This window comes from Streptomyces sp. AgN23 (genome assembly GCF_001598115.1).
In the GTDB taxonomy this organism is placed as follows: Bacteria; Actinomycetota; Actinomycetes; order Streptomycetales; family Streptomycetaceae; genus Streptomyces; species Streptomyces antimycoticus.
In genome coordinates this window covers 7,181,261-7,194,577 of sequence record NZ_CP007153.1, presented here as the reverse complement: position 1 = coordinate 7,194,577, position 13,317 = coordinate 7,181,261, and the positions used below count along the sequence as shown (strand labels likewise).

General features: G+C 69.5%; 11 protein-coding genes and 1 riboswitch. Of the genes, 6 read left to right on the top strand and 5 right to left on the bottom strand.

The window, feature by feature from the left end; all coding sequences use genetic code 11:
- Positions 1 to 126: 126 nt before the first annotated feature.
- From AS97_RS31365 to AS97_RS31345, 5 genes are all read right to left on the bottom strand, one after another.
- Positions 127 to 1,887 carry an ABC transporter substrate-binding protein gene (locus AS97_RS31365; RefSeq protein WP_197049084.1) on the bottom strand — a complete coding sequence of 587 codons (1,761 nt, stop codon included), beginning with the start codon at positions 1,885 to 1,887 and terminating at the stop codon, positions 127 to 129.
- 134 nt (positions 1,888 to 2,021) lie between these two features.
- Positions 2,022 to 3,026 (bottom strand): ABC transporter permease, encoded by a 1,005-nt coding sequence (locus AS97_RS31360; protein ID WP_059144109.1) that lies wholly within the window; start codon positions 3,024 to 3,026, stop codon positions 2,022 to 2,024.
- Positions 3,027 to 3,463: 437 nt separating this feature from the next.
- Complete coding sequence (locus AS97_RS31355) at positions 3,464 to 4,258, bottom strand: enhanced serine sensitivity protein SseB C-terminal domain-containing protein (RefSeq protein WP_059144108.1); 795 nt, start codon at positions 4,256 to 4,258, stop codon at positions 3,464 to 3,466.
- A gap of 112 nt (positions 4,259 to 4,370) precedes the next feature.
- Positions 4,371 to 5,153, bottom strand: a complete 783-nt coding sequence (locus tag AS97_RS31350) for an enhanced serine sensitivity protein SseB (protein WP_125758618.1) — start codon at positions 5,151 to 5,153, stop codon at positions 4,371 to 4,373.
- Positions 5,154 to 5,420: 267 nt separating this feature from the next.
- Entirely contained in the window at positions 5,421 to 6,119 is a 699-nt protein-coding gene (locus tag AS97_RS31345) for an AAA family ATPase (protein ID WP_210566068.1), read from the bottom strand.
- Between the two features lie 169 nt (positions 6,120 to 6,288).
- Positions 6,289 to 6,398, top strand: a riboswitch (glycine riboswitch).
- A 169-nt stretch (positions 6,399 to 6,567) separates the two neighbouring features.
- Here AS97_RS31345 and gcvT point away from each other — a divergent pair.
- From gcvT to AS97_RS31315, 6 genes are all read left to right on the top strand, one after another.
- Positions 6,568 to 7,695, top strand: a complete 1,128-nt coding sequence (gcvT, locus tag AS97_RS31340; protein WP_059144106.1) for a glycine cleavage system aminomethyltransferase GcvT — start codon at positions 6,568 to 6,570, stop codon at positions 7,693 to 7,695.
- A 243-nt stretch (positions 7,696 to 7,938) separates the two neighbouring features.
- Positions 7,939 to 8,319 (top strand): glycine cleavage system protein GcvH, encoded by a 381-nt coding sequence (gene gcvH / locus AS97_RS31335; RefSeq protein ID WP_059144105.1) that lies wholly within the window; start codon positions 7,939 to 7,941, stop codon positions 8,317 to 8,319.
- Between the two features lie 25 nt (positions 8,320 to 8,344).
- Entirely contained in the window at positions 8,345 to 9,610 is a 1,266-nt protein-coding gene (gene glyA / locus AS97_RS31330) for a serine hydroxymethyltransferase (protein ID WP_059144104.1), read from the top strand.
- Positions 9,611 to 9,708: 98 nt separating this feature from the next.
- Entirely contained in the window at positions 9,709 to 11,091 is a 1,383-nt protein-coding gene (locus tag AS97_RS31325; RefSeq protein ID WP_125760352.1) for an L-serine ammonia-lyase, read from the top strand.
- A gap of 121 nt (positions 11,092 to 11,212) precedes the next feature.
- Positions 11,213 to 12,469 carry an ATP-binding protein gene (locus tag AS97_RS31320; protein ID WP_210566067.1) on the top strand — a complete coding sequence of 419 codons (1,257 nt, stop codon included), beginning with the start codon at positions 11,213 to 11,215 and terminating at the stop codon, positions 12,467 to 12,469.
- A complete protein-coding gene (locus tag AS97_RS31315; RefSeq protein WP_247204545.1) occupies positions 12,469 to 13,221 on the top strand; it encodes an RloB family protein in 753 nt (250 codons plus the stop codon). The genes AS97_RS31320 and AS97_RS31315 overlap by 1 nt, the downstream gene beginning before the upstream one ends.
- The last annotated feature ends 96 nt before the right edge of the window (positions 13,222 to 13,317 follow it).

Below are 13,317 nucleotides of genomic sequence, written 5' to 3'. Positions count from 1 at the left end.
CCGGGCGGTGGCCCGTGATACCCCGGTTGAGGGGGATCACGGGCCACCACCCGCGGCCATCACCTGCCCTTCGGGCCTATCGGGTGCGGCGATGGGGGGGTGTGCGGCGGGTCAGGTGACCTGCCGTCACTTGACGACGCCCAGTTGGGAGTAGTCGTAGCGGCCGTTGTAGGCCGCCGACGAGAAGGCGTTCGTCAGCCGCGAGCTGCGCCAGGTGATGTTCTTCTCGTAGATGAACGGCATTTGCACGGCCAGGTCGCTGACCTTGTGATTCATCTTCTGGTAGATCGCGCCGGCCTTGTTGGGGTCGGTCTCCTTGAGCGCGTCGTCGAAGTACTTGTTGATCGCCGCGTCGTTGGTCTCGGAGACGTTGTAGTTACCGGTCTGCTCGATGAAGCGGCCGTCGATCAGCGGCTGGGAGAAGCCCTGGCCGGTCGGGAAGTCGGGGCCCCAGCCGGTCATGGACAGGCCGTAACCGCGCTTCTTCATCACCGCCGGCGAACCGGTGATGCTGGCGGAGGTGCTGCCCTGGATCGGCTCCACGTTGAGGTTGATGCCGACCTTCTTCAGCGACGCCTGGAGCGCCTCGGCGGCGTCGACCTCGGCGGGCTGGTCGTTGCGGGCCACGATGCTGGTGGAGAAGCCGTTCGGCTTGCCGCACTGCTTGAGCTCGTCCTTGGCCTTGGCCGGGTCGGCCTTGCCACCGCGCTTGAGGATGCCGTACGGGTCGTAGTCGTCCGAGCCCTTCACGCTCTTGGGGAGCATGTTGGTGGCGATGTCACCACCGGCCTGCGGGCCACCGCGGGTGGTCTGGAGCGACTTGTAGTCGGTTCCGTAGACGACCGCCTTGCGGCAGTGGATGTTGTCGAACGGCTTGACCTTGGTGGTGAAGTCGACGTACCGCACGAAGCTGGTGGTGATGTTGTCGACGTTGCCCTTGTGCTGCTTGAGGGCGTCGTTACGACCCGAGGGGGTCATACCGGTGGCGCTGAGGAAGACGTCATAGTCGCCCTTGATCAGCAGCCGGTCGATCGCCTCGAGGTTGGAGTTGAAGGTGACCGAGATCTTGTCCGGCAGGGCCGGGCGGATCGGGTCGGACGCCTTCTTCCAGTTGCTGTTGCGCACCAGCGACAGGCTCTTGCCCGGGGTGTACGACTGAACCTTGTACGGACCGGAGGAGAACGGCCGGTTGGTGTACTTGGCGCCGGTGTCCTTGTCCGCCTTCACCGGGGAGCCGGTCGGCATCGCGAGCATCTGCTCGAAGTCACCGTTGGGCTTGGCGAGGTTGAAGACGATGGTCTTGTCGTCCGGCGTCTGGATCCCCTTCAGGCCCAGCTTGTCCTTGGACTTGTCCTTGTACGGGCCCTTGTACTCACCCTTGGGGTCCAGGACCTGGCGCAGATAGCCGGGGCCGCCGGAGACGACGTCCTTGGCCCAGATGCGCTCGATGCCGTACTTGACGTCCTTGGACGTGATCGGGGAGCCGTCCTCCCAGGTGATCCCGTCGCGCAGGGTGTAGGTGTAGGTCTTACCGCCGTTGGTGATCTTGCCGGTGGAGGTGGCGAGGTCCGGGACCAACTCGTTCGCGGCGTTGCCCGGCTTGGGCGCGTAGGAGATCAGTTGGCGCGCGTAGAAGCGGGAGAAGTCCCAGGCGAACCCGTAGTACTGGCGCTGTGGGTCGAGGGAGTCGAACTCCTGCTTGTTGATGAACTTGAGGGTGCCGCCCTTCTTGGCGGACTTGGCGGCGACACCCTTCACCGCGGCGTTGAACCCGGCGCCCGAGCCCTCGTCGTCGGAACCGCCGCCACCGCAGCCGGCGGTGGCCAGGAGGGCGCCGACGACAGCCGCCGCTCCGGCGATCCGCCTGCTTCTCGAGAGCTGTTTCATAGTTGTTGCAACCTCCGGGGTAGCGGTCCTAGGCATGGCGCCGCGGAATTCTTCGGGGAGCCGACTGCCGGATACGGCAGGGGCTGATGCATTCGGGTACGACCGGTCCGCAGGGCGTGTGGTGCGCCGCGCCGTCATCGGGTGCCCTTCGGATCGAGCGCGTCGCGGACGCCGTCGCCGAAGAGGTTGAAGGCCAGCACGGTGATGAAGATCGCCACCCCGGGAATGATCATGAACATGGGGTCGTCCTCATAGGTGCCGACCGCCTTGGAGAGCATCTGCCCCCAGGAGGCGGTGGGCGGCTTCACGCCCGCGCCGAGGAAGCTGAGCGCGGCCTCGGTGAGGATGTTGGTGGGGATCATCAGCGTCGCGTAGACGGTGATCGGCGCCACCAGGTTGGGCAGCAGCTCTCGGAAGAGGATGTAGCGCCGGCCGGCGCCCAGGCTCCGCGCGGCCTCGATGTACTCCTTCTCGCGCAGCGACAGCGTCTGGCCGCGCACGATGCGGCCGACGTACGGCCAGCCGAAGAAGCCGATCACCGAGACCAGGATGGCGATGCGCACCCCGCTGCCGGTCAGTCCCAGCAGGTCGTTGGGGAGCACCGAGACCAGGGAGATGATGAAGAGCAACTGCGGGAAGGCCAGCAGCATGTCCATCACCCGGCTGATCAGCGAGTCGACCCAGCCGCCGAAGTACCCGGCGATGATGCCGAAAATGGTGCCGAGGACCACCGCGACCACCGCCGCGAGGAAGGCCACCAGCAGCGAGATCCGGGCGCCGTAGACGACGCGGCTGAAGACGTCGCGGCCGTTGGACGGCTCCACGCCGAAGAGGAAGTCCGAGCTGATGCCGCCCATGGACCCCTTCGGGGTGCCGAACAGCGGGTCGATCTCCTCCTGGTGGAACTCGTTGGGCGGATGCCCGAGCAGGCTCACGATCAGTGGAGCGAAGATCGCCACCAGGACCAGGAAGACGACAACGATGCCACCCGCCAGCGCGAGCTTGTCCCGCTTCAGGCGTGTCCAGGCGATCTGCCGCAGCGATCTGCCTTCGACGGACGCTTTGACCACATCCGCCGCTACATCGGCAGTCGCCACCGGATCGCTGTCCGTGCTCGTGCCGTGCAATGGTGCCGTCATCGTGGTGGAGACCCCTCTCGACCGGTGGTGACCGGCCCACGACTCGCCGCTGTAGCGGCTTTGTTCACAACTCGGGTGAAAGTCGCGTTCTGGTACGGAACCTTCTGGGAAGGGGTCGTACGCATGAACCGCACCCCTTGGAGCGGGAGTCTTCAACGCGTTTGTGATCACCCGCCAGTACTCCCGGGCAATGGATGCCTAACCGTGATGTGGGGAATACCGCTCCGCTATACGGACGGTCGCGACACGAGAACGCAGCAGTAACCTCGTGCCCGCTATGGGATGATCAACCCAAAGGCCCGGAAGGCCGGGTGGGCAATCCCGTCAATCGGTGCGCGGACCAGCGGATCGGCGGGCGCGGCGGATCGGCGACGGATCGGCGGACGCGGTGGATCGGCGACGGACCAGCGGATCGGCGGACGCGGCGGATCGGCGGATCAGTAGGCGGGACGCGGCGGCGGATAGCCGTAGCCGTAGGACGGCGCGGCGGGGGCGGTGCCATAGGCGTCGCGGTCGAAGAAGGGCCGCGCGTTGGCCCGCATCCACAGGGCGACGGGGTCGTACTCGTCGGAGAGCGCGACCGTGGAGACCGGCAGCCCGTCCGGCACGGCGGTGATCGACTGCTCCATCATCACCCGCACCGACTGCACCGCCGGTGGGCTGCTGTCGTAAAGATCCAGCCCGATGGCCAGATACGGAGCGCCCAGCGCGGGCTGCACCCAGACGCGCCGCAGCGACCGCACGGCGGTGGTGCGATGCGCGTTCTGTCCCAGCAGGGCGTAGAACTGCGGGATGTCGATGGCGGGTTCGCTCAGCCGCAGGGGCCCTGCGGGCAGCCGGTCCAGACCGCCCGCGATCCGGCGCAGATCCGGCCACGGGATGCCCACTCCGCCGCCGCGGGCGTGGGGGTTGAGCCAGAGGCCGTAGCGGTCGCGGTAGAGCGAGTCGGCGATGAGGCGTCCGTCGACCACCTCATGCGCACGGTTCCAGCCACTTGCGGCCAGTTCCTGCGCGGAGGTCACGCACGGGGCGTAACCGAGGCCGCCCACATCCATGTTCCCGTACTGGGCCTCGGGCGTGCCGGGCGCACCGTGCCACAGCAGCATCCACACCTGGCCCTCGCCGATGGCCTGCAGCAGCGCCTCATAGGCGTCGTACCGGCCGGGAGCGACCTGCTGCAACGCTCGCTCAACCTGGCCGGCCGCCGCCCCCCAATCCGCGCCCGCGCTCACCTGGGTCCGCCCCTTCTCTCGCCCTTGTCCCGCACCTCACCGGGGAGCGTGCTCGCACCCCTCCTGGTCATCAAACCAGCTTACGGGCCCCCGTAGCGGACCCTGGGGTGAGTCACAGATCACGGTCGTAGAACGGCCGTACGCGCCCCATCATCCAGTCGACCACCGGATCCCCCTGCGCCACGTCCAGCAGCACCAGCTGGACCTTCCACCGCACGGGCACCACACCGAGGGCGCGGCCCAGCGCGTCCACCGCCCGCGCCTGGCCCTCGGGGCCGGGGGCGTCCAACTGCACGCCGACGAAGAGCGCCGGCTCGTCGCCCTCGACACTGGCCAGCGCGCGCCGGGCGGTGCGCACCCCGGTGTCCTTGGCGAACTCGATCCCGGCGGCGGCCAGGAAGTCCACCGGCTCGTCCTGCCAGTCCGGTTCGAAGAGCCGCACCCTGCCCCCGGTGGCCGGGCCGTCGAGCTGGCTACGCCCGGCACGGCACAACTCCCGGACGGCGGGCGGAGGCAGCGGTACGACCACCGCGCCACCGGGGTTCACCGCGATGCCGAGCTGGGGCGGCAGGCCGCGGGCGAACTCCACGGCCGGGGCGATGGTGAAGGACATATGAGAGCCGACGAGCTGCAGGAACTGCTGCTCGGAGCTGAACACCGGGACATACGCGGCGCCTTCGATCTCCACCGTGGGCAGATCGAGGCTCGGGCTGCCCGGGCCACCGCCGTTGGGCAGCGGAACCCAGACATGGCTGCGGGAGAGCGTCTCGACGATGCGCGCTCCGGCCCCGGGGACGTCGATCGAGGCGGCCATCACCTCTTCGAGCTCATTGCCGGGAAACGCCGGAAACGCGGTCTGCGCGCCGTCGGGGAATCCTCCGTGAGCCGGGGCCATGCCGTACTGCTCCGGGAAGCTCATCTTCGTCCAACCGCCATCTCGTCCTACCTGCCCAAAGCACCCTAGCGGCTGGGCGGCCCGGGGCCAGCGGGGGCGACGCCATCTCCACAGCACTTCCCCACCTCGCCCGGCCCCGCGCCACCGTCACACTGGGTGATGTCCCGGTGGCCGATTTCCGGCCAAGGTCACCCGGCGTTCTCCCCTCGCCCCCGGGGAGGGGAGCACCCGTCCCCTCCCATGCGGGGCCCACTTCCGGTACGGGGCTCACTCGAAGGAGATGCAGCGCAGCTCGCTCGCGGTCGAGCGGTCCAGCAGCACCGCCGAGGCGCACCCCTCCGGCGGCCGCCCCTCCTCCATCCCCGCGATCAGCCGCCGCATCGCGCGCCGATGCCGGCCGAAGGCATAGCCGGAGACCCCGCGGCCTCGGGCGGCCTGGCCCTCCAGGGCCACCGTGGCGTCCACGTCCAGCATCACCATGTGGACGCTGCGGCCCCGGCGCCGCGCGTCCCGGGCCAGCCAGCGGCGGACCCACGGCAGCGCGCCGCAGTCGTGCACCACGACGCTCACATCCGAGCGCAGCGCCCGGCGCAGCCCGGCGTAGTGGGCGTACCGGACCAGCGGGCGGTAGAGCGCGTACGGCAGCCAGCGGGGCATCCGGCGCTCCCACGCCTCCCGGGTGTTCTGCGAGTCCACCCGGATGACGACCGCGCCCGTCCCGTCCAGGAGGGGCACCGTCCGATTGATCAGCGTGCTCTTGCCGGCGCCCGGCAGCCCGGAGGCGACCAGCACGTCCCCCGCCGGGAAGCGCAGCTCACGCCGGTCCGCACCGCCACCTCGCACCTGGCCGCGCAGATCGTGCACCGCGATGCGCCGGCCGGGGATGGCCGTCGGCCCGGAGGGGATGCGGCCACGCCGTGCCGGCAGGAGCCTTTGTGCGGTCTCGTATGTTCCCTGCCCATGCACCGTGATCGTCCTCCCAGGTCGGTCACCGCTGCTCGTACCCGCAGAGTGTCAAGAAAAGGTAATGTCCATCAAGGCGGCCTCTGCCCGATCCGGCCGGAGCCGCCCTGATCGGGGCTTCCTTTCTCGGCCACTCATGCGATGATGTGCGCGCAACTCCATACCGGCCGCTTGAATCCGCGCGGGAGAGTCCTTGGTCACCGGCAATGTGCCGGGTGTCCGGGGCGCCGAAGGAGCAAGTCCTCCCTTGAATCTCTCAGGCCCCGATACCGCGTGGACGAGGCAGATCTGAAAAGCGAGCCGCGGGCGCGGCTCCACCCAAGGTGCAAGCCGGGCCCCTTACGGGCGTCACGGCGAACCTCTCAGGTTCCGATGACAGATGGGGAGGACGCACGCGTCCTTGCCGTCCGTCCTCGCCGTCGCGCGACCCCGATCTCCTGGAGCCTGAATCGTGACCGACGCCCCGCCCGCCCCACGCCGTACCGCGCTGGACGCACGGCACCGTGCGCTCGGCGCCACCATGACCGACTTCGCCGGCTGGGACATGCCGCTGCGCTACGGCAGTGAGCGCGACGAGCACACCGCGGTGCGCACCCGCGCCGGGCTCTTCGACCTCTCCCATATGGGTGAGATCTCTCTCATCGGTTCGCAGGCCGGAGAGGCCCTGGATCACGCGCTGGTCGGCCGGCTGTCCGCGCTCGCCGTGGGCCGCGCCCGCTACACGATGATCTGCGACGACGAGGGCGGCATCCTGGACGACCTGATCGTCTACCGCCTCGGGGACGAGGAGTTCCTGGTCGTGGCCAACGCCTCCAACGCCCAGGTGGTGCTGGACGCGCTGACCGAACGGGCCGGCGGTTTCGAGGCGACCGTAAGGGACGACCGCGACGCCTATGCGCTGATCGCCGTCCAGGGGCCCGAGTCCCCCGGGATCCTGGGAAGCCTGACCGACGCGGACCTGGAGGGGCTCAAGTACTACGCCGGGCTGCCGGGCACCGTCGCGGGCGTCCCCGCCATGATCGCCCGCACCGGCTACACGGGCGAGGACGGCTTCGAGCTGTTCCTGGCGCCGGGCGACGCCGAGCGGGTCTGGGAGGCGCTGACCGAGGCGGGGGCCCCGGTGGGCCTGGTCCCCTGCGGTCTGTCCTGCCGGGACACCCTGCGCCTCGAGGCGGGGATGCCGCTCTACGGGAACGAGCTGACCACCGACACCACCCCCTTCGACGCGGGGCTCGGCCGGGTGGTGAAATTCGACAAGCCCGGCGACTTCGTCGGCCGCCAGGCCCTGGAGGCCGCGTCCCGCGAAGCGGACACCGTCAGCCCGCGCACCCTGGTCGGCCTGGTCGCCGAGGGCCGCCGGGTGCCGCGCGCCGGATACGCCGTGGTGGCCGCCGACGGCTCACAGATCGGCCAGGTCACCTCAGGCGCGCCCTCGCCGACGCTGGGCAAGCCGATCGCGATGGCGTACGTGGACCCGGAGTACGCGAAGCCCGGCACCGAGGGGGTCTCGGTGGACATCCGGGGCACCCGGGAGCCGTACGAGGTCGTGGCGCTCCCCTTCTACCGGCGCGAGCGCTGAGCGGTCCGCCGCAACGCGTCGCGCCCCACCGGCGTCATCCCATGGACCGGCACCGAGTCCACCGGCTGGACCGGCACCGAGTCCACCGGCGCCGCATCCACCGGCGCCACGTCGCGCCGACACCGCACCCACCGGCGTCACACCGCGCAGGCACGCACCCCCGGCACCGCACCCACCGGCGTCGCGTCCCACCAGCTAAGACCCGTTTCCCAAGCACTCCCCCGTATCCAGGAGAATCGGACCATGAGCAACCCCCAGCAGCTGCGCTACAGCAAGGAGCACGAGTGGCTGTCGGCCGCCGACGAGGATGGCGTGTCGACGATCGGCATCACCGAATTCGCGGCCAACGCGCTCGGCGATGTCGTCTATGTCCAGCTCCCGGACGTCGGCTCGACCGTCACCGCCGGTGAAACCTGCGGAGAGCTGGAGTCCACCAAGTCGGTCAGCGACCTGTACTCGCCGGTCTCCGGTGAGGTCACCGAGATCAACGAGGACGTGGTGAACGACCCGGCGCTGGTGAATTCCGCTCCCTTCGAGGGCGGCTGGCTGTTCAAGGTGCGGGTGACGGGCGAGCCGGAGGAGCTGCTCTCCGCCGACGCGTACACCGCCTTCGCCGAAAACTGACCCTCCTCTTCCGATCGGGACCCTGATGTCGCTTCTCAACAGCTCCCTGCACGAGCTCGACCCGGACGTCGCCGCCGCCGTCGACGCCGAACTCCACCGCCAGCAGTCCACCCTGGAGATGATCGCCTCGGAGAACTTCGCCCCGGCGGCGGTCATGGAGGCCCAGGGCTCGGTCCTGACCAACAAGTACGCCGAGGGCTACCCCGGCCGCCGCTACTACGGCGGCTGTGAACACGTCGATGTGGTCGAGCAGATCGCCATCGACCGGGTGAAGGAGCTGTTCGGCGCCGAGGCGGCGAACGTCCAGCCGCATTCGGGCGCCCAGGCCAACGCGGCCGCGATGTTCGCCCTGCTCTCCCCCGGCGACACCATCCTGGGGCTGAACCTGGCGCACGGCGGCCATCTGACCCACGGCATGAAGATCAACTTCTCCGGCAAGCTCTACAACGTGGTGCCCTACCACGTGGACGCCGAGACCGGTCTGGTCGACATGGACGAGGTCGAGCGGCTGGCCAAGGAGCACCGCCCCAAGCTGGTGATCGCGGGCTGGTCGGCCTACCCCCGCCAGCTCGACTTCGCGGCCTTCCGCCGGATCGCGGACGAGGTCGGCGCGTACCTGATGGTCGACATGGCCCACTTCGCGGGTCTGGTGGCGGCCGGGCTGCACCCCTCGCCCGTACCGCACGCCCATGTGGTGACCACCACCACCCACAAGACCCTGGGCGGTCCGCGCGGTGGCGTGATCCTCTCCACCGCCGACCTGGCCAAGAAGATCAACTCGGCGGTCTTCCCGGGCCAGCAGGGCGGCCCGCTGGAGCATGTCATCGCGGCGAAGGCGGTCTCCTTCAAGGTCGCCTCGGGTTCGGCCTTCAAGGAGCGTCAGGAGCGCACGCTGGAGGGCGCCCGGATCCTCGCCGAGCGCCTGACCCAGCCCGATGTGCGCGAGGTGGGCGTCGCCGTCCTGTCCGGCGGCACCGACGTCCATCTGGTCCTGGTCGATCTGCGCGACTCCGAACTGGACGGGCGGCAGGCCGAGGACCGGCTCCACGAGGTGGGCATCACGGTCAACCGCAACGCGATCCCGAACGACCCGCGGCCCCCGATGGTCACCTCGGGTCTGCGGATCGGCACCCCGGCGCTGGCCACGCGCGGCTTCACCGCGGACGACTTCCGCGAGGTCGCCGACGTCATCGCGCAGACGCTCAAGCCGTCCTACGACGCGGAGGCGCTGAAGGCCCGGGTCACCGCCCTGGCCGACAAGCACCCGCTGTACGCCCATCTGTCCGAGTAACCCTGGACACGGGGGCGCGCCTGCCCTGGCGCGCCCCCGCCGCACCACCCCCGCACGGCCCGCACGCCTCCCCCGCGTGCAGACGAAGGAGTCCCCCGGTGGCCATCTCCGTATTCGACCTCTTCTCGATCGGCATCGGCCCGTCCAGCTCGCACACCGTCGGCCCGATGCGGGCCGCGCGGATGTTCGTCCGCCGGCTGAAGAACGAGGGCCTGCTGGCCCACACCGCCTCCCTGCGCGCCGAACTCTTCGGCTCGCTGGGCGCCACCGGTCATGGCCATGGCACGCCGAAGGCCGTGCTGCTGGGCCTGGAGGGCAACTCCCCGCGCACCGTCGACGTCGAGGCGGCCGACGGTGAGGTGGAGCGCATCCGCACCACCAAGCGGCTGCGGCTGCTCGGCGCCGAGATCGGCCCCGGCCAGGAGATCGACTTCGACGCGTCGACCCAGCTGATCCTGCACCGCCGCCGCTCCCTGCCGTACCACGCCAACGGCATGACGCTGCTCGCGTACGACGCCGAGGGCCATCCGCTGCTGGAGAAGACCTACTACTCGGTCGGCGGCGGCTTCGTGGTGGACGAGGACGCGGTCGGCGAGGAGCGCATCAAGCTCGACGACACCGTCCTCACCCACCCCTTCCGCACCGGCGACGAACTGCTGCGGCTCTCCCAGGAGACGGGCCTGTCCATCTCGGCCCTGATGCTGGAGAACGAGAAGGCGTGGCGCACGGAGAAGGAGATCCGGGACGGCCTCCTGGAAATCTGGCACGTCATGGAGGCGTGCGTGGCCCGCGGCATGTCCCAGGAGGGCATCCTCCCCGGCGGCCTCAAGGTCCGCCGCCGCGCCGCCACCGCCGCCCGCGCCCTGCGCTCCGAGGGCGACCCGGCCGCCCGCGCCATGGAGTGGATCACCCTCTACGCCATGGCGGTCAACGAGGAGAACGCGGCGGGCGGGCGCGTGGTCACCGCCCCCACCAACGGCGCGGCGGGCATCATCCCCGCCGTCCTGCACTACTACACGCGCTTCGTGCCGGGCGCCGACGAGGACGGCGTCATCCGCTTCCTCCTCGCGGCGGGCGCCATCGGCATGCTCTTCAAGGAGAACGCCTCGATCTCCGGCGCCGAGGTCGGCTGCCAGGGCGAGGTCGGCTCCGCCTGCTCCATGGCCGCCGGCGGCCTCGCCGAGGTCCTCGGCGGCTCCACGGAACAGGTGGAGAACGCCGCCGAGATCGGCATGGAACACAACCTCGGCCTCACCTGCGACCCCATCGGCGGCCTGGTCCAGATCCCCTGCATCGAGCGCAACGGCATGGCCGCGGTCAAGGCGGTCACCGCCGCGCGGATGGCCCTGCGCGGCGACGGCCGCCACCATGTCTCGCTCGACAAGGTCATCAAGACGATGAAGCAGACGGGCGCCGATATGAAGGTCAAGTACAAGGAGACGGCCCGGGGCGGGCTCGCGGTCAACGTCATCGAGTGCTGAGGGGGCGCGAGCTGCTGCGGCAACCGCCGAGGGCGGCAGCCCGGCTCCTCGTGCGTCAGTTGCAAGACGATCACTCCGCGCCGCCGCATCGCCGTTACGCTGTGTCGATGAGGAGGGTGGCATGCTGCTGAGATTCCGCGTGGCGAACGCGCTGTCCCTGCGCGATGAGCAGGAGCTGTCCTTCGTCGTCCCGCAGGGCGAGGACGCACCCGCCGCCCGCACAGTGAAGCTGTCCGATGGCAAGACCATCGACGTCTATCCGCTGCTGGGCGTCTTCGGAGCCAACGCCTCCGGGAAATCAAACGTACTCAGTGCACTCAAGAAGATGCGCGAGACCGTCCTGAAGTCCTACACGGGCCGGGCGCTACACGAGCCGGTCCCCCGCGAGCGCTTCGCCCTCGACCCCGCCATGGCCGGCGAGAACACCTTCTACGAGGCGGACTTCGTCCTTGAGGACGGTGTCCGCTGGACCTACGGCTTCGAGCTGAGCGACACCCGGGTCGAGGCCGAATGGCTGCACGCTTACCCCAAGGGGCGGCGGCAGGAGTGGCTCGACCGCGAGGCTTCCCGGGACACAGAGTTCCGCTTCTCCGGCGACCGGATCCAGGACCGCGCGCTCCTCGCCCGTACTACCCGTTCCAACGCGCTGCTCCTCTCCCGCGCCGCCGCCGACAACCATCCCCAGCTCAGCCGGATCCACCGCTGGTTCTTCGACAACCTCTGGGACATCGACCCGGAGGCGGAACGACCGCAACGCGAGGCGTACACCGCGCAGAGGCTCCAGGACCCCACGGCCCGGTCCCGCATCGAGGAACTGCTGCGCGTCGCCGACCTCGGGATCATGGGCACGCAATTGGAGCAGCGGCCGGGGTCCGACCGCCTGTCGGTCCGCCTGGTGCACACCGACGGCGGCGGTGAGGGAGTGGCCATCGACTGGGACAGGGAGTCGTTCGGCACCCGCTCCTGGTTCGCCCTGCTGGGACCGCTGCTGCTCGCCCTGGACCAAGGGGCGGTGCTGTTGAGCGACGAACTGGACTCCAGTCTGCATCCGCGGTTCGCCGCCGAGGTCGTCCGGCTCTTCCACGACCCCCTGGTCAATCCGCACGGCGCTCAGCTCATCTTCACCTCGCACGACCCGTCGCTGCTGTCCACCCCGAGCGGCGGCCGGCTGCTGGACCCCGGCCAGATCTGGCTCACCGAGAAGGACGGCCGGGGCGCGAGCGAGCTGTACCCCTTGACGGCGGCGGACCCGGGCGAGGACGAGGACCTGACCCGGTCGTATCTGGAGGGCGCGTTCGGTGGCATCCCCACCCTCACCGCGGGCCAGATCGGGCGAAGACTGCTAATGGCGCGAGCGACGGAGGTGGAGCGGACCTGATGGCTCCGAAGAGGGGGAAGGACTCGGCACAGCGCACCGCCCGGCGATCAGTTCGCCGCCGCATGGTCTACGTCTTCACGGAGGGCACCCTGACCGAGCCCTCGTACATCGACGCGCTGATCGGTTTCAAGCAGCGGGCACGTGAGAAGGGGACCCTCCCGGTGGGAGAGGTCGAGTCCACGATCGAGATCATGTGGGACGAGCGCACCCACAACGGCCGACGAGGCCCGCAGCGCAGTAGCCACGAGCGCAAGCCGCTGGCGATCGTCGAGGCGGCCATCGCGCATAGGAAGAAGGTGACACGGGAGGCGCGGGGCCTGGAGAAGAAGTACCAGCCCTCGGTGTGGTGCCTCTTCGACCGGGACGACCACCAGAGCGTCCAGCGAGCCGCCAACATGGCCGACCAGGCCGGCGTCAACGTCGCGTACTCGCATCCCTGCTTCGAGCTGTGGCGGCTGCTGCACTACCAGAACTACACGAGCACCTTCGGCGACGGAAAGTGTGGGGCGGCCTCGAACAAGCTGCGGGGGAACCCCAAGTTCGTCAAGACGTACGGACAGCGTCTGACGTCCGTCTCCGAGGACAAGGCGAAGCTGGTGCTTCCCGACCAGGTGGAGGGCGGGTACAAGCAGGCCAAGAAGTTCGCAAAGAAAATGAACGAGGAGCACACCTCGCCCGAGCGCGAGAAATGGGATCCCTATACCGATGTGTGGCGCTTTGTCGAGGACGGCATCGGTCTGACCGACTACTGACCGTCGACTCCCCTCGTAGGCCGTAGGCTGCTCTCCGGCGTTCCACCGTCCGCCACGGGCCGTGCGAAGGTGGGCCGCCGGGCAGTACATCAGCAG

Coding starts and splice junctions, on each gene's coding strand:
- glyA (WP_059144104.1), top strand. CDS start 8,345: ATGTCGCTTCTCAACAGCTCCCTGCACGAGCTCGACCCGGACGTCGCC.
- AS97_RS31360 (WP_059144109.1), bottom strand. CDS start 3,026: ATGACGGCACCATTGCACGGCACGAGCACGGACAGCGATCCGGTGGCG.
- AS97_RS31315 (WP_247204545.1), top strand. CDS start 12,469: ATGGCTCCGAAGAGGGGGAAGGACTCGGCACAGCGCACCGCCCGGCGA.
- AS97_RS31320 (WP_210566067.1), top strand. CDS start 11,213: ATGCTGCTGAGATTCCGCGTGGCGAACGCGCTGTCCCTGCGCGATGAG.
- AS97_RS31365 (WP_197049084.1), bottom strand. CDS start 1,887: ATGAAACAGCTCTCGAGAAGCAGGCGGATCGCCGGAGCGGCGGCTGTC.
- gcvH (WP_059144105.1), top strand. CDS start 7,939: ATGAGCAACCCCCAGCAGCTGCGCTACAGCAAGGAGCACGAGTGGCTG.
- AS97_RS31350 (WP_125758618.1), bottom strand. CDS start 5,153: ATGGCCCCGGCTCACGGAGGATTCCCCGACGGCGCGCAGACCGCGTTT.